This is a genomic window from Nonomuraea sp. NPDC000554, from assembly GCF_040300065.1.
Classification (GTDB): Bacteria; Actinomycetota; Actinomycetes; order Streptosporangiales; family Streptosporangiaceae; genus Nonomuraea.
Genome location: NZ_JBEPDC010000001.1, coordinates 355,214 through 370,406, shown reverse-complemented (window position 1 = coordinate 370,406; position 15,193 = coordinate 355,214). Strand labels below are relative to the sequence as shown.

Genomic DNA, 15,193 nt, shown 5'->3' with positions numbered 1-15,193 from the left:
TATCCTTTGCCGGGCTGAGAGAGCGGAGGTCCAGTTGTCAACCGAGCTGGAAAGCACGCGCAGGGCACTGCGTGAGGCGATCGCCCAGGCGGAGCACGCCGCCGAGCTGGCCAGGCTGCTCGACGCCGCCCAGGCGAAGCTGGCCGCCGCCGACCAGAGCGCGGAAGAGGCCCGGACGCTGGCCGAGCGGCTCAGCGCGGCCGAGGAGCAGCTGGAGGATGAGCGCGCCGCCGCCGAGAAGCTCCGCAAGGAGCTGGCCGAGCAGCGCTACCAGGCCGAGGTGGCCAACTGGAAGCTCTCCTCGATCAAGGTCGCCCGCTGGAACCGCCTCGGCGACGCCATCAAGAGCGGCAAGAGCAACCCGGTCCGCCTGGCCAGGGGGCTGAAGGGCGCGGCCAAGCCGGTCAAGCGGCCCGTCGCGCCCAAGCGCAAGCCCGTCGCCGCCGGCCAGAAGGCCGACAGGCCCGGTGCCGCCTTCCAGGCCACCACCTCCACCAGGGTCCTGGAAGGGGCCTCGTTCAAGCTCAAGCCGTTCCGGGTGCCGACCGGCCCGAACACCCGTCCGCACCTGACCGCCGCCGTCGTCGCCGACCCGCACGTCGAGGCGCTGCTGCGCTACGAGTGGCGGCAGACCACCGGCTTCACGCCGCGCGACTTCGCCAGGGTGCTGCCGCTGGAGGTGCCGCACCTGCTCGTGGTCGAGTCCGTCACGCAGGGGCCGTGGGTGGAGGAGCTGGTCGGCGAGCCGGGCGAGGGCCTCAGGGCGCTGCTGGCCTGGTGCGCCGAGCGCGGCATCCGCACCGTGTTCTGGCACACGGGGGGCGACGTGGCCGACTACGCGGCCGCCGCCGAGCTGTTCGAGCACCGCTTCACCACCGACCTGACCGTGGGCTGGCCGCGCCTGCAGTTCGGCGTGCAGCCGCGCGTGCACAACCCGATGCCGCTGTCGGGCGGCCGGGTCGATCGGGTGCTCACGCTGGAGCAGCTCCTGCCCGACCACCTGAGCTATCCGGACGTGCTGACGTCCTACCGGTGGCCCGCCGCCGTCGAGGTGCCGCCCGGCACGCCGCAGTGGCGGCTCGCCGAGATCGCCGCCTGCGGCACGTCGATCGGCGCCGAGCCCGACTCGCGCAGGGCGCACGTCGCGATGCGCCGCGCCTACCTGGGCGGGACCATGACCGAGCGGGTCGACCAGTTGCTCGACGCCATCGGCCTGCCGGGCGCCCGCGCCACGCTGAACGTCTCCGTGCTGCTGCCCGTCACCGACCCGTCGCTGCTCGAACACGCCCTGGCCCAGGTCGCGCGGCAGTCGGGGGTCTCGCAGCTGGTGCTGTTCGGCCCTCCGGACGCCGAGCAGCGGGCGCGTGACGTCCTACCGGACGTCGACGTCGTCTTCCGTCACCTCCACGCCGCCCGCTCCACCGGCGCGATGCTCGGCCGCGGGCTCGACCTGTGCGAGTCCGACCTGGTGGCGGTGATGGACCCGCGCGACGTCTACGGCACCCACTACCTGTCGGACCTGAGCCGGGCCTTCCTGTTCAGCACCGCCGACATCGTCGGCAAGGCCGCCTTCTACGCGCACCTGCGCAAGCCGCAGGCGACGCTGCTCAAGCAGCCCGACGCCGAGTACTCCTACCTGCCCGAGATCATCGGCGCCACCCTGCTCGCCCGCCGCAACACCCTGCGCGAGCTGGGCTTCGCCGACCTCACCGAGGGCTGGGACGAGGTCATGATGCGGCAGTGCCGCGCCGACGGGGTCAAGGTCTTCTCCGCCGACCGGTTCGGCTACGTCCGGGTGCGTGACGAGGACCGGTGGCTGCTGGGCGCGGCGCAGCTCGTCGAGTACGGCTCCGCCGAGCCGCACGCGCTCATCTGAGGCTCGCGTGACGCCCGGGCGGCTCGCCGAGGTGCTGGGGGAGCCGCCGGTGCCCGAGGGGACGTGGGAGCGGGAGGCCGTCTACGTCTCGGCCGCCGCGCTGCGCCGCGGGATCCCGCCCGAGGTCCTGGCCGCCCGGATTCCGGGGTGCGAGGTGCTGCGCAACGGCTTCCTGCGGATCGTCGTGGACGTGCCGGGGGCGCTGCTCGACGAGACGCCCGCGCTGGATCTGCCGGACGTCTGGCCCGATCTGCCGCGTACCTGGGACAACCCCGGGTTCGTGGTGCGTTACGGGCACGCGCGGGCCGCGGCCGTGCTCAGGTGGGCCCGCGACCTCGGGGTGCCCGCGGCGGGGTTCCGGCCCGAGCTGCTGGACGACGTCCGCGACCGGGCCGTGCTGCGGGTGCTGGCCGAGATCCCGGGACGGCTGGTGAGCCGCGACGCCGGATGGGAGCCCTACCTGGTGCGACTGGCCCTGGCCTACCACGACGCGCACGAGCTGGCGCCCGCCGTCCCGAGGGGGGACGAGGCGCCCGCGCCGGTGCACACCGCGCGGGTGCGGCTGGCCGCCGCGGTGCGCGGGGTGCTGCCAGGGCCGGAACGGCTGTGATGGGTCGCAAAATATCCGGCCAAACAACGAATCGTGTGAAAATATCCCACTTCTGGGGCGGATGGTGTCTCGATACGTGGGCAGCGGTCCGAGAGGAGCGGCGGTTCCGATAGCCTCGTTCGGGTGAGTCGATTCGTCCATCCCGCCGGGGACAGGCACGCCGAGATGCTGCCCCATGAGCGCCCTCCGCTGGCGCCCGACGACCTCAACCGGATCAACCCCGCGATCTGGCCCCGAACGTCGGGCCGGGCCGACGGCACGCTCACGATCGGCCAGATGGACGTCCGTGACCTCGCCCGCGAGCACGGCACTCCGCTGTACGTCCTCGACGAGGACGACGTCCGCTCCCGTATGCGCGACTACGCCGCCGCCTTCGCGGGCTCCGAGGTGCACTACGCCGGCAAGGCGTTCCTGTGCAAGGAGGTCGTCCGCTGGCTTGCGGAAGAGGGGCTCGGCCTCGACGTCGCCAGCGGCGGCGAACTGGCGGTGGCGCTCAGCGTCGGGTTCCCGCCCGAGCGCATCACCATGCACGGCAACAACAAGTCCGCGGCCGAGCTCACCAGGGCGCTGGAAGCCGGGGTCGGGCACATCGTGGTCGACTCCTACGAGGAGATCGCCAGGCTCGGCTACCTGGCCGAGCAGCACGGCAAGCGTCCCAAGGTCATGATCAGGGTGACCACCGGGGTCGAGGCGCACACGCACGAGTTCATCGCCACCGCCCACGACGACCAGAAGTTCGGCCTGTCGCTGAACACCGGCGCCGCGGCCGAGGCCGTCCGCCGCGTCCTGGCGCTCCCGCAGCTGGAACTCGTCGGCCTGCACTCACACATCGGCTCGCAGATCATCGACACCGCCGGCTTCGAGGTGGCCGCGCGCCGCCTGGCCGCGCTGCTCGTGCAGATCAAGGACGAGCACGGCGTCGTCCTGCCCGAACTGGACCTCGGCGGCGGGTACGGCATCGCGTACGTCGAGGGCGACGAGGCCCCCGACCTCAAGGAGCTCGCCGACAGCCTGCGCGAGATCGTCACCAGGCTCTGCCGCGACGCGAAGCTGCCGGTGCCACGGCTGACCGTGGAGCCGGGCCGCACCATCATCGGGCCCGGCGGCATCACGCTCTACGAGGTCGGAACCGTCAAGGACGTCGAGGGGCTGCGCACGTACGTCAGCGTCGACGGCGGGATGAGCGACAACGTGCGCACCGCCCTGTACGGCGCCGAGTACACCGCCGTGCTCGCCAGCCGCGAGAGCACGGCCGAGCCGATGCTGAGCCGGATCGTCGGCAAGCACTGCGAGAGCGGCGACATCATCGTCCGCGACTGCTTCCTGCCCGCCGACCTCGCGCCCGGCGACCTGATCGCGATCGCCGCGACCGGCGCCTACTGCCGGTCGCTGGCCAGCAACTACAACTACCTGCCCAAGCCCGCGGTGGTCGCCGTCTCGGGCGGCAAGGCCCGGGTGATCGTGCAAGGCGAGACCGAGGACGACCTGTTGAGGGGGCAGCTGTGAAACCGCTGAAAGTGGCCCTGCTGGGCTGTGGCGTGGTGGGCTCGCAGGTCATCAGGCTCATGCACGAGCAGGCCGGCGACCTGGCGGCCCGCATCGGGGCGCCGCTGGAACTGGCGGGCGTCGCCGTCCGCCGCCTGGGCCGCAAGCGCGACGTCGAGATCGATCCCGGGCTGTTCACCACCGACGCCGAGTCGCTCGTCACCCGCGACGACGTCGACATCGTGATCGAGGTCATCGGCGGCATCGAGCCCGCCCGGTCGCTGATCGTGGCCGCCCTCGGCAAGGGCAAGTCCGTCGTCACCGCCAACAAGGCGCTCCTGGCCGAAGACGGCGCGACGCTGCACGAGGCCGCCCGCGCAGGCAACGGCGACCTCTACTTCGAGGCCAGCGTCGCGGGCGCCATCCCGCTGCTGCGCCCCCTGCGCGAGTCGCTGGCCGGAGACCACGTCAAGCGCGTGCTCGGCATCGTGAACGGCACCACCAACTACATCCTCGACAAGATGGACTCCACGGGCGCGTCCTTCACCGACGCCCTGGAAGAGGCCCAGACTCTCGGCTACGCCGAAGCCGACCCCACCGCCGACGTCGAGGGCTTCGACGCCGCCGCCAAGGCCGCGATCCTGGCCGGGCTGGCCTTCCACAGCCGTGTGACGGCCGCCGAGGTGCACCGCGAGGGCATCACCGAGATCACCGCCACCGACGTCGCCTCGGCCAAGGCGATGGGCTACGTCATCAAGCTGCTCGCCATCTGCGCCCGCTCCGACGACGGCCGCACCATCGGGGTCAGGGTGCACCCCGCGATGATCCCCCGGAGCCACCCGCTGGCCGGGGTCCGCGAGGCGTACAACGCGGTCTTCGTCGAGGCCGAGTCGGCCGGGCAGCTCATGTTCTACGGCAAGGGCGCGGGCGGCGCGCCCACGGCGTCCGCGGTGCTCGGAGACCTGGTCGCGGTCGCGCGCAACCGCCTCGCCGGCACCCGCGGCCCCGAAGAGTCCACCTACGCCGACCTGGCGGTCCACCCGATGGGCGAGACGGTCACGCGCTGCCACGTCGCGCTGGACGTGGCCGACAAGCCCGGCGTGCTGGCGCGGGTGGCGGAGCTGTTCTCCAAGCACGACGTCTCGATCCAGACGGTGCGCCAGGAAGGCCACGGCGACGACGCCCAGCTCGTCATCGTCACCCACCGGGCCACCGACGCGGCTCTGACGGCCACCATGGAGGGCCTCCGCGACCTGGACATCGTCCGCGCGGTGGCCAGCGTCATGCGCGTCGAGGGCGACGACTAGACGAAGGTCCTGACGGGGTGGCCCTCGACGATGGGCGCGCTTCGCGCGTACCGGCTCGGGCTGCACTGTGCGGGGGAGCCGAGCTCCCCCGCGCCCCTTGGCAGGTGGCCTCCTGCACCCCGGCGTTGAGCGAGTTGAGGCCGACAACCACCGGACGAGCAGTCGGATCCGATGCTCAAGCGTTCCCGCCAGGGTAACCAAGGGTGACGAGCGAGGTTATGGGTCGTCAGGATGTTGGTGTGATCCGTGGTCCTCGCGACGGCGGACCTGGCGGATGGGCCGGGAGGGCGCTGTGCGGTCAGATGTTGAACTCGCCGTGGGTGGCTCCGTGCAGGAACGCCCGCCACTCCTGGTGCGTGAAGACCAGGGCGGATCCGTTCGGGTGCTTGCTGTCACGCACCGCCACGACGTCGGGAAGGTTGGTCGCCACCTCGACGCACTGGCCGTTGTCGCCGCTGGCAGTCGCCTTGCGCCACTCCGCTTGCTCTAGGTTCATTTGGTCCATTTTCTTTCCGCATCCTCTATTGCCTGTTGCGACTGTGACTGTGGGTACGCGTCTGCTCTGATGGTGTCATACCTCATCTTGAGCTGTGCGACAGAATCGAGATCCCCCGTGACCTGGCCGGACAGGACGGAGTCGGCCGACACGACCTCGGTCCCGTCGCGTAGCCGCGCCAGTGCGAACGCGCTCATCATGCCGGCCGCGCAACCGGCGACGACCGGCACGAGCTGGATGGTGATCCGCGGATGCTCTGACATGTCCAGCAGGTAGCGAAGCTGCTCCGAGAGAACCTTCGGCCCTCCGATCGGACGATGGAGGACGCCCTCGTCGATCAGGGCGAGGAAGACCGGAGGGTCGGGAGTGTCGAAGATCTGCATGCGTCGCGTTCGAGCCTGAACGCGGTCTTCTATCTGATCGGCGGAGGCCATGGTGGCGAAGATCGCCCTCGCGTACTCCGGGGTCTGGAGCAAGCCCGGTACCAGGAGCGGATCCCACGACTGAAGGATGACCGCCTGTGGTTCGATCTCCTCCACCCAGCGCGCGAACCACCCGAGAGTGGGCGAATGGGATATTTGCCTATATAGATTCGCGAAATGCGCGTCGAGCTGAAAGATGCGATCCAGCGCCTCGGCGAAGTCGAGGGTGGGGGCTCGCCGTCCCCTTTCGACATGGCTGATGAGGGACGTGTGACAGCGCATTCGCGTGCTCAGCGCCACCTGGGACATGCCCGCTTCCTTGCGGTAGTGCGCCAGGTCGAAGGCGAAGTGCGCCCGGGGAGACGTCCGATCGTTGGTGTCCAATCCACCTCCCCCGTTGCCGCGTCCCAGGTAAATCACTGTGCGTGACAGTACAGTGACAGAGCTGTGACAATCAATACAGTTCGTGTGTCGTTATTTGTCGCCCAGCTTTCATAAGGTAAGCGCTCCATTAGCCCGAGCGAATGCGCATGCTGATAATCCACGCGGTCGTACAAGACGAGATGTCTGTCGCGGGGGAGCGGCGTACGCGCCTCAGACGGACGGGTGAGGGGCAGCGCGATGGGCGTGTCCGGGGATCGGTGCTCGCGGCCCGGTACGAGGTGATCGTATGACCACGGAACCGCTGCCCGACAGGCAGAAGCAGCACCTCGACCTGGGGCGGTTCGCCTGGAACCGCGGCGTGGCCCCGGTGGACAAGGACGGGGTCGTCTTTCGGGTCGCGGGGTGGCGCCGCGCAGGACGTGGAGCCGGCTCCGCGGCGCTGGAAGGTGTCGCGGTGGACGAACGCTTTCTCGGTGAGATCGTGTTGCCAGGGGTGGCACATTCGGTAGCGGTGGCCCGCCGCTGCCTCGGCGAGATCCTGACGGCGTCAGGGCATCGGGAGGTGGACGACGCGCGGCTGGTCGTCAGCGAGCTGGTGAGCAACGCCCTGGTCCACACCGCCTCGGGGCTGCACGGTGGTGTGGTCGTGGTGGAGGTCGTCGCCGTTGACGCCGTCACGGTCCGGGTCGAGGTCGCTGACGACGGCGCGGACACCGTTCCTCGTCCACGCGAGTTCGGCGACGGTGACTGCCACGGGCGGGGGCTGTGGCTGGTCGAGCAGGTCGCGGCCGAGTGGGGCGTACGCCGGCTGGGCGGGAGGCGGCGCGCGGTCTGGGCAGTGCTGACCACAGGCCAGCACGCGCCCATCGGTGCGTGCTGACCACCGGCCATGACGCGCCCGTCGGTGCGTGCTGACCACCGGCCCGGGCGCGCCTGTCGGCGCGTGCCGACCCATCCTGCCTGGGCGCGCCCGCCGGAGCTGAGGAAGGGGCGAATTTCTCCGGCCCCCACCTCGGACGAGTGCGTCAGGGTTTCTGCCCGGGCTGGTCGACCACTCCGATCACGATCCTCGTGGAACGGCTGTTCACCGTCCCCGCTTTGAGGGTCCACATGCGGCTCGGGTCCGGGGTGGAAAGGGCCACCCATTTCCCATCCTGTTTCTTGAACTCCCTGACCCCGTTGTAACCCGTGTGGTCCTTGACGACGGTGTCGCGCGTCCCTCGGAAGGTGTACGTGATCGGGTCGATGAGGATCTCGGAGCTCAGCCAGCCCTCGATGACGCGCGTGACCGCCAGGGCCGGCCGTCCCTCGATGTCCCTCGCCCCCTCGTTCACCGTCACCCCGGGGATCTTCGCCATCGCCTTGTAGATCGCCGCCTCCAGGGCAGGCGGCACCAGGTTGTTGGCCAGCAGACCGCTCAGCATCCGGAAGTTGTCGGTTTCCACGTCCTGCTGCGTCGAGTTCCAGGGGGCCCGCCTGGTCCGCTCGCGGAACCAGGACAGCAGCGCGTCCGGGTCGGTGGGCAGGGACGCGATGGTGGGGTAGTCGTTCGGCGGCATCGCGCCCCCGGTGGGCGAGGTCACGAGCTTGCCGTCCTCGAAGTTGGCCAGGACCTTGCCGTCGGCCCTCGTCCAGTCGGCGGTGACCGTGGTCTTCAGCGGCGTCTGTGGCGTGACCGTCTCGCCGTCCCCGGGGCGCTGGTACTGGCCTCGCACCTCCAGATAGATCCACTGATCAGCGCGTGGCGCCACGAACTCCCTGCCCTGTGCGACGCCCGCCGCCTTGTTCAGCACCGCCTGCGCGTTGGCGGCGGGGATCGTCAGGCCGGGAGCCCTGTCATCCACCCCTCCGACGGTCTGGACGGCGGTCATTCCAGCCGCGATCACGACCGCCGAGGCTGCGACGGCCAGCAGTCGCACGGTCCACCTGCGCCCGCGCCGCGGTGCGGGCGCGGCGGCACGCTCCAGCAGGGCCGCTCTGGCGGAGGAGTGGGCCGACGAGGAAGGAGGCTCAGGGCGGCCCCATGCCTCGCGCAGCGCGTCCAGGTCGCTCATCATCAGTCCTCTCCCAACGCTGTCTGGATCTTTCTCCGTGCTCTGTGCAGCCGTGAGCGCGCCGTGCCCGCCGGAATGCCGAGCGCTCGGCCCGCCTCCTCGGAGGTCAGCTCGGCCCAGGCGACGAGGAGCAGCACGTCCCGGTCCCTGCTGGAGACCTTCGCCAGGGCCGCCGCGAGCCTGCCCTTGCGAGCCGCGGCGTCCAGTTCGCCGGCGACCCGATCAGCATGATCTTCGGCGAACTCCGCTGCGCCGGTTCTGGCCAGTGCCCGGTACTGGCGCACCTCCGCCCGGCGGTGCCGGGCGATCAGGTTGGAGGCGATCCCGTACAACCAGGGCAGGGCATCTGCGCGGGACACGTCGTAGTGCGTGCGTTTGTCGAACGCGATTAAGAACGTCTCCGCGGCGACGTCGTCGCCCAGGCTCCGGCCCAGCCTGCGCTCGGCGTACCCGTGGATCTGGGTGTAGTAGCGGTCGAACAGGGCGGCGAAGCGTTCCGGCTCCCGCCAGGACTGTTCGATGATCACGGCGTCCCCGGCGTCCTGAGTCGGGAGCGCCCGTGTCATCGCGATCACCTCGTGGTCCTTCGTCTCATCTCCCTGCCTCTCTGTCGCTCCTCCTTCGCCGACCGTCCGGAAACTGTTCACGCCGATGGTCAAGTCACGCGCGCACCCGGAGGGACTGGAGACTGCCGGGCAGGTCAAGGCGGCGGCCGTACGCCGGGATTCTGCTTGTCGAGGGGAACGCTCGCGCCTCTTGCCGCACTCAGGGAGGGGTGATCTGGCGACTGGAACGGCGAAACGTGGCGCGCCCCATCGTGAGGACCGGGCAGTGTCTGGTGGTCAGTTGTCGGGGAAGGCCAGGTTGCGGACTCGGCGGGCGGCCCGTTTGAGGACCGTGCGGTTCTGGGCTCGGGAGAGGGCAACCGCCTTTTGGCGCCAGGTTTCCGCCTTTTCGCGCCAGCGGGCCGCGTCCCTGTCCGCCTTTCCGGCTTGCCTGCGGAGTTGGGCCAGTTCGGCGCGGAGGGTGGCGGTCCTGTTGCGGAGCCGCAGGATCTCCTTGTCGCGCTGGGCCAGCAGGAGGTCGTGCTCGGGGACGGGACGCCTGCGCGGCGGGTACGTCCTGGGGCGGCGTTTGAAGCCCCACGAGGCGCCGTCCAGCCATTCCAGGCCGAACAGGTCGTCGAGGAGGTCGTCCAGGCGGTCGCCGGGCCGGGCCACCAGGGCGGCGCGCGAGAGGGCGGACGTGCGTTCCAGGCGGGCGACCACCACGCCGTCCTGGGTCTCGTCGAGGGCGACGGACAGGGCGCCGGCGTCGCCGTCCTCCAGGCGGGCGACCAGGCGTTCGACGGTGTCCTTGCCGGGAACCCAGCCTGGCGGGACGAGCAGGCGGAAAGGGGCCATCGCCAGGGGGTCCCGCAGTGCGGCCTCGTCTGTCAGGCGCACGCGGGGGTCGTGTTCGAAGGTGGCGTGGATCAGGCGGAGGTCGAGGTCCGGGTCCGTGAGGGGGGAGCGGCGGGCGGCGGTCAGGGAGCTCCAGGGCGCCGGGACGGTGACGGCGAGGTCCGGCAGCGAGCCGGCGAGCAGGCCGTCCACCGTCGCGCGGACGTCCTCGTAGGAGCCCGGCGGCACCGTCGCCGCCACGTACGGCACCAGCCACTGCCTGCCGTGGTCGGTGCGCAGGTAGCGACGGTAGGGGACGCGGTCCGCCACGTACGGGTCGTTGTACCGCTTGAGCGCCGCGAACTCGCGCATGGCCGTGGGCAGCCCGAGGTGCCAGGCGCGCGACTCCGGGTCCGGGACGAAGACCGCGCCCGCCTGGGTGAGCCGGTAGCCGAGCTCGGTGTCCTCCGCCAGCACCAGCGAGGTGTCCATCCCGCCGATGGACCGCAGCAGCGCGGCCGGGTAGGAGGCCGTGGCGCCGACGTGCACCCGGGTGGCCAGGGAGCTGGGGGCGGTGCGCAGGCCGTCGTGGTCCGCGATGATCTGCTCGGCCCAGTCGTGGCGGTGCGGCGACAGGGGGAAGAGCTTGGCTTCGGTGCCCGACTCCAGCGACTCGCGCACCTCGTGCGGGGTGGGCAGCGTCTCGGCGGGGGTGAAGTCGATCCAGCCGAGCACCACCAGGTAGGGGGCCAGGTGGTGCCAGCGGAGCTGGGCCTCGACGTGCTGCCTGTGCGGGACCATGTCGGCGTCCAGGACGAAGACGATCTCGCCGGTGGCCAGGTCGAGCCCGGTCTGGACGGCCCAGGCCCGTCCCCAGCCCCCCTCCGGGCTGGGGACGAGCCGCGTTCTGGCCGGGGCCAGGGCGGGGAGGCGCAGGGGGACGGCGCTGCCGTCGTCGACGACGATGACGTCCATCAGGTCGGCGGGGTAGCTCTGCGCTGACAGGGCCGCGAGGGTCAGGTCCAGCGTGTCCTGCCGGTTGTGGGCCGGGATGACGACGGTGACGGTGAGCGTGGGGTCCCAGTCGCCCAGCGCGGGCGGGGTCAGCACACCGAAGTCGTTGTGCGGGATGCGCGGCACCGGGGTCATGGTCGCGGGCTCCCGTCCAGCTCCATCAGGGCGCTCGGGCGGAAGCCGCGCCACTGGTTCCTGTTGCGCTGCAGGAAGGTGCCGATCGGCTCCTGCCAGGTGTGGTTGGCCGCCGGGCCCCTGCGCAGGATGTAGCCGAGGCCGTGGGTGCGGTAGATCTGCCCGCCCGCCGCTTGCAGCGCCTCCTGGAACTGGGTGTCGACCGAGCGGCGCAGCGGCCTGAAGCCGCCCACCGCCTGGAAGGCCGAGCGCTCGACCAGGATCGTCCCGCCCGCGACGAAGCTGGTGATCTGCTCGGTGACCTGCTTGCGGTGGACGGTGACGTCGATGGACGACAGGTAGACGAACTCCGGCACCGTCCCCACGACCTGGGCGCCCGAGTAGGAGTGCGCGAGGAGCAGGTCGGACAGGAAGTCGGGCCCGTACCAGTCGTCGTCGTCCATCTTGAGCAGGAAGGAGCCCGACGCCCTGGCAGCGGCGTCGTTCAGCACCTCGCCGAAGACGGCCTGGTTGTCGGCTTCGAGGACGGTGATCGGCCCGCCGAAGCGCTCGACGGCGGCGGCCACGTCCGGGTGGCGCCGGGGGACGCCGTGCAGGGCGAGGATCACTTCGAGCTGGACGCCGCGCTGGCGGGCGACCTGGTCGAGGGCGAAGCCCACCATGTCGGTGCGCCGCGTCGCGAGCAGCACGGACGTCAGCGGGGGCGCGGGGCTGGGGGAGCCGAGCTGCTCCCAGCGGGCGGCGACGCCGTGCGTGCGCAGGGCCTCCCGGCGGAGCCTGATGCTGTGCTCCTCCCGGCGGAGGTCGTCCGAGAGGTCGGGCTGCTTCGTCAGCTGGGCGACGAGGTCGTCGCCCAGCGCCCCCGCCCAGCGCGGCACGGCGTCCGCGACCAGCGGGACCCCGGCGGCGGCCAGCCCCGCCAGCACCCGGACGGCGGCGAGCGGCCCGCTGTGCGCGTGGTGCCAGTCGACCTCGACGGCGCGGATCTGGCGCAGCCTCGACACCTCGGCGTCGGTGACGCCGCCGGACTCGGCGAACGCCGTCACCACCTTGCCGTCGAGCAGGACCGACCATCGGCCGTCCCGCTCGGCCAGCGACGCCGTCCCCCGGGACGGGGTGGTGACGAAGCCCTGCGGGTTCACCAGCCGCTCGTCCACGGGCGGGATCATCGACGGCTCCCCGAGCACGTCGGGGTCGGCCAGCGGCGATTCGGCCATGCCAGGACGCCCGATCCGCTCCCAGCTCACGGCCCCCAGGGTGGGCCGCTCGATGGGCGTCTCCGCTCCGGCCCACTCGGCCAGCCCGCCGCCCTCAGAGACGGGCTCGGCTGTGGCCTCCAGGTGGAGGGCGTGCGCCGCGGCAGGGGTCTCCGGGTCGAGGGTGCGCAGGACGACGTCGCTGCCGGGCGCGCCGACGCGTTCCGGGACGGGGCCGGTGACCTCCGCGGGAGTGGCGTTGGGGTCGCCGGGACGCCAGTCGGCGGCCCCCACTCCGGCGATGGCCGCGGCGGGCGCGGCGATGACGTCGAGGCGGTGCCCGGCGAACGCGCGGGCCGTCGCCGTCACCGTGCGGCCGGCCGGGACGGACGCGGAGAAGCGGGCGTCCACCACCCACACCCGGGCCTTCGGCTGGTGGACCCGCAGCTCGGTGAGCGCGCGCCAGCGGTGCGCGGGCGTCGGCGTCGGGACGGGGGCCGGGTGGGAGGCCGGCGTGTCCAGGACGGCGACCACCACGCGCTCGGCGTCGGGCAGCAGCTTGTGCAGCGTGGCCGCGCGCCGGAGGTCGGCCGGTGTGCGGGCGACCACCAGCACCTCCTTGACCTGCTGCGGGCTGGTGGGCTCCAGGAGGTCGCGGTCCAGGTCATGGGAGGGGGCAGGCGGGGATTCGACGCCCGCGAAGAACACCCGGGCCGTGGGCATCTCCGCCATCAGCTGACGGATCACCCCGCGCTCCGCAGGTGCCTGATGAGCGACGTGATCGGCCCGCTCTGCGGCTCCTCGGCGGGCTGCTCGGACAGCCGCTCGACCTCGGCCGTCAGCCGGGCCACCTCCTGGCGCAGCGACTTCACCTCGCCCTGCCGCCGCTCCGCCAGCGCCCGCCACTTCGCCGCGTCCCCGGCGAGCGGCTCGGCCTCGTCCTCGGACGTGAAACCGTACTCGGCGCCGCTCACCCAGATCGTCCCGAACATCTCGTCGACCAGGTCGTCGGCCTGCTCGCCGGCCGGGCCGTCGAACCTGGCGGCCCGCGCGAAGGCGGAGGTGCGCCGCAGCCGAGCCGTCAGCACGCCGGACGCCGACTCCTCCAGGGCCACGTTGACCAGGCCGAGCTGGTCCGGCTCGGCCAGCCGCACCAGCCTGGTGAGCGTGTCGGCGCCGAGCACCCAGCCGGTGGGCAGCGTCAGCGAGAAGGGCGAGGGCGCGGCCGACTCCGGGACGGACTCCGCGAAGGCGACGCGCGGCTCGTGCCTGTACAGGTTGTGCAGCAGCCGCAGGTCGAGCAGCGGCTCGTCCAGGTTGGAGCGGCGCTCGTCCGTCAGCTTGCCCCAGGGGCCGACGAGGGTGACGGAGGTGTCGGGCAGCGTCCCCGCGAGCGCGGAGTCCACGCCGGCGCGCGTCTCCTCGTAGCCGCCGGCCTCGACGACCACCCGCACGTAGGGGACGAGCCAGCCGCGTCGCGGATGGTTGCGCAGCCAGCGCAGGTCCGGGATGTAGTCGCCGAGGAAGGACCAGTTGTGCCGGTGCACCTCCTTCTCGCGCAGCATCACCGTGGACGGCCCGACGTGGAAGCCGCGCGCCAGCGGGTCGGGGACGAACACCGCGCCCGCCTGCGCCAGCCGGTAGCCGAGCTCGGTGTCCTCGGCCATGTTCAGCGACGTGTCGACGCCCCCGGCGGCCCTGAGCAGGTCGGCCCTGACCGACGTGGACGCCCCCGTGTGCAGCAGGTACGCGTTGGACCCGGCGGTCTTCAGCCGGTCGGTCGCCTCCAGGGTCTTCCTCGTGTACTCGCTCTGCACGCCCTCCTCGCCCAGCTCCTGCACGAACCGGGTGTCGCCGATCACGACCGCGTAGTCGATCAGGTGGTGCCAGCGCATGTGCGCCTCGAGGTGGTCCTCGTCCAGGATCATGTCGGCGTCCAGCCAGTGGATCACCTGGCCGGCGGCGGCGAGCCTGCCGGCCTGCCTGGCCGCGCCGCGTCCCCAGCCGTCACGAACCCGGACGACCCGGACGCCGGGCAGGTCGATCGGCGGCTCGCTGCCGTCGTCGGCGACGACCACCTCGACCAGGTCCGCCGGGTAGGTCTGCGCGGCGAGGGCGGTGAGCGTCCGCTCCAGCCCGGCCAGGTCGTCGTAGACGGGGATGACCACGGAGACCGTCAGCGAGGGCTGCCAGCCGCCCAGGGGCGGCGGCTCCAACGTCCCGTAGTCGTTGTGCCTGACCCGTCTCACGTCCGCCCCTTGACCAGCGCCCGGACCTCTTCGCGAAGCTCTTCCACCTCTCGCGCGCGCGTCATGGCGTTGACCCGGTCCTCGCCGAGCGAGGCCAGGATCGCGCCGAGGTCCTCGCCGCGCCGCGCGTTGGACTCCTCGACGGCCCCGGTCAGCCTGTCGAGGTCGGCCTCGATCTGTCTGATCGCGGCAGTGGTCCTGGCCAGTTCGGCCTCGTACTTCTTGACCCGGAGGTCGATGCGGTGCGCCTTGCCGTCCAGGCGGCGCACGGTCAGCACGAGGAAGGCGAGGGCGGCGAGCGAGAGCAGGAACGCCCCCGTGGCGGCGGCAGCGGCGAGCGTGAGCGCGTCCGTCAGGACGAGCAGCACGAGTACGGCGAAGGCCAGAACTCCGAATACTGCGGCGGTCGCTGCCAGTCGACGGGGCGAGAGCATCCGCGCATACCTTTCACATCAGGACTTAAACGGGCGTCGGGGATGTCAGGGGATATTGACACCTTAATAAACAGCCACCACTACGGTGCCATAGGTTCCTGGGCGAAAACTGGGAATCTCCCCGGCGCTCGACCTGCATCGCCTGCCCT

The 15,193-nt window shown here is 71.6% G+C and carries 13 protein-coding genes; 5 read left to right on the top strand and 8 right to left on the bottom strand.

What is annotated here, in order from left to right:
- Positions 1-34: 34 nt before the first annotated feature.
- The 4 genes from ABT294_RS01950 (at position 35) to ABT294_RS01935 (ending at position 5,278) form a co-directional block, all read left to right on the top strand.
- On the top strand, positions 35-1,876 hold the full coding sequence (locus tag ABT294_RS01950; protein ID WP_350802848.1) for a hypothetical protein: 1,842 nt from the start codon (positions 35-37) through the stop codon (positions 1,874-1,876).
- Positions 1,877-1,883: 7 nt separating this feature from the next.
- On the top strand, positions 1,884-2,486 hold the full coding sequence (locus ABT294_RS01945) for an anticodon-binding protein (RefSeq protein ID WP_350802847.1): 603 nt from the start codon (positions 1,884-1,886) through the stop codon (positions 2,484-2,486).
- Positions 2,487-2,609: 123 nt separating this feature from the next.
- A complete protein-coding gene (gene lysA / locus ABT294_RS01940) occupies positions 2,610-3,992 on the top strand; it encodes a diaminopimelate decarboxylase (RefSeq protein ID WP_350802846.1) in 1,383 nt (460 codons plus the stop codon).
- On the top strand, positions 3,989-5,278 hold the full coding sequence (locus ABT294_RS01935; protein WP_350802843.1) for a homoserine dehydrogenase: 1,290 nt from the start codon (positions 3,989-3,991) through the stop codon (positions 5,276-5,278). The genes lysA and ABT294_RS01935 overlap by 4 nt, the downstream gene beginning before the upstream one ends.
- A gap of 298 nt (positions 5,279-5,576) precedes the next feature.
- Here the strand turns inward: ABT294_RS01935 and ABT294_RS01930 are convergent, their stop codons facing one another.
- Positions 5,577-5,774 (bottom strand): DUF397 domain-containing protein, encoded by a 198-nt coding sequence (locus ABT294_RS01930; protein ID WP_350802842.1) that lies wholly within the window; start codon positions 5,772-5,774, stop codon positions 5,577-5,579.
- Positions 5,771-6,580: a helix-turn-helix domain-containing protein gene (locus ABT294_RS01925; RefSeq protein ID WP_350802841.1), complete on the bottom strand. Its 810-nt coding sequence runs from the start codon at positions 6,578-6,580 to the stop codon at positions 5,771-5,773. Before ABT294_RS01925 ends, ABT294_RS01930 begins: the two co-directional genes overlap by 4 nt.
- A 286-nt stretch (positions 6,581-6,866) precedes the next feature.
- Between ABT294_RS01925 and ABT294_RS01920 the strand changes: the two genes are divergently transcribed.
- On the top strand, positions 6,867-7,460 hold the full coding sequence (locus ABT294_RS01920) for an ATP-binding protein (RefSeq protein ID WP_350802840.1): 594 nt from the start codon (positions 6,867-6,869) through the stop codon (positions 7,458-7,460).
- A 145-nt stretch (positions 7,461-7,605) separates the two neighbouring features.
- Here ABT294_RS01920 and ABT294_RS01915 read toward each other — a convergent pair whose 3' ends face one another.
- The 6 genes from ABT294_RS01915 to ABT294_RS01890 all read right to left on the bottom strand — a co-directional run bounded on the left by ABT294_RS01915 (position 7,606) and on the right by ABT294_RS01890 (position 15,044).
- Entirely contained in the window at positions 7,606-8,637 is a 1,032-nt protein-coding gene (locus ABT294_RS01915; RefSeq protein ID WP_350802839.1) for a CU044_5270 family protein, read from the bottom strand.
- Complete coding sequence (locus ABT294_RS01910; RefSeq protein WP_350802838.1) at positions 8,637-9,200, bottom strand: RNA polymerase sigma factor; 564 nt, start codon at positions 9,198-9,200, stop codon at positions 8,637-8,639. Before ABT294_RS01910 ends, ABT294_RS01915 begins: the two co-directional genes overlap by 1 nt.
- 276 nt (positions 9,201-9,476) lie before the next feature.
- The gene (locus tag ABT294_RS01905) at positions 9,477-11,165 is read right to left on the bottom strand and encodes a glycosyltransferase (RefSeq protein ID WP_350802837.1); all 1,689 of its coding nucleotides are present in this window, start codon (positions 11,163-11,165) and stop codon (positions 9,477-9,479) included.
- Positions 11,162-13,108 carry a glycosyltransferase gene (locus ABT294_RS01900; RefSeq protein WP_350802836.1) on the bottom strand — a complete coding sequence of 649 codons (1,947 nt, stop codon included), beginning with the start codon at positions 13,106-13,108 and terminating at the stop codon, positions 11,162-11,164. Before ABT294_RS01900 ends, ABT294_RS01905 begins: the two co-directional genes overlap by 4 nt.
- The gene (locus ABT294_RS01895) at positions 13,105-14,610 is read right to left on the bottom strand and encodes a glycosyltransferase family 2 protein (RefSeq protein ID WP_350802834.1); all 1,506 of its coding nucleotides are present in this window, start codon (positions 14,608-14,610) and stop codon (positions 13,105-13,107) included. Before ABT294_RS01895 ends, ABT294_RS01900 begins: the two co-directional genes overlap by 4 nt.
- Positions 14,607-15,044, bottom strand: a complete 438-nt coding sequence (locus ABT294_RS01890; protein WP_350802832.1) for a hypothetical protein — start codon at positions 15,042-15,044, stop codon at positions 14,607-14,609. The genes ABT294_RS01895 and ABT294_RS01890 overlap by 4 nt, the downstream gene beginning before the upstream one ends.
- Between the last annotated feature and the right edge of the window lie 149 nt (positions 15,045-15,193).

Bases quoted from the DNA above. Each gene is read 5' to 3' on its own strand.
- ABT294_RS01930 (WP_350802842.1), bottom strand. From the start codon at position 5,774: ATGAACCTAGAGCAAGCGGAGTGGCGCAAGGCGACTGCCAGCGGCGAC.
- ABT294_RS01905 (WP_350802837.1), bottom strand. From the start codon at position 11,165: ATGACCCCGGTGCCGCGCATCCCGCACAACGACTTCGGTGTGCTGACC.
- ABT294_RS01910 (WP_350802838.1), bottom strand. From the start codon at position 9,200: ATGACACGGGCGCTCCCGACTCAGGACGCCGGGGACGCCGTGATCATC.
- ABT294_RS01915 (WP_350802839.1), bottom strand. From the start codon at position 8,637: ATGATGAGCGACCTGGACGCGCTGCGCGAGGCATGGGGCCGCCCTGAG.
- ABT294_RS01920 (WP_350802840.1), top strand. From the start codon at position 6,867: ATGACCACGGAACCGCTGCCCGACAGGCAGAAGCAGCACCTCGACCTG.
- ABT294_RS01890 (WP_350802832.1), bottom strand. From the start codon at position 15,044: ATGCTCTCGCCCCGTCGACTGGCAGCGACCGCCGCAGTATTCGGAGTT.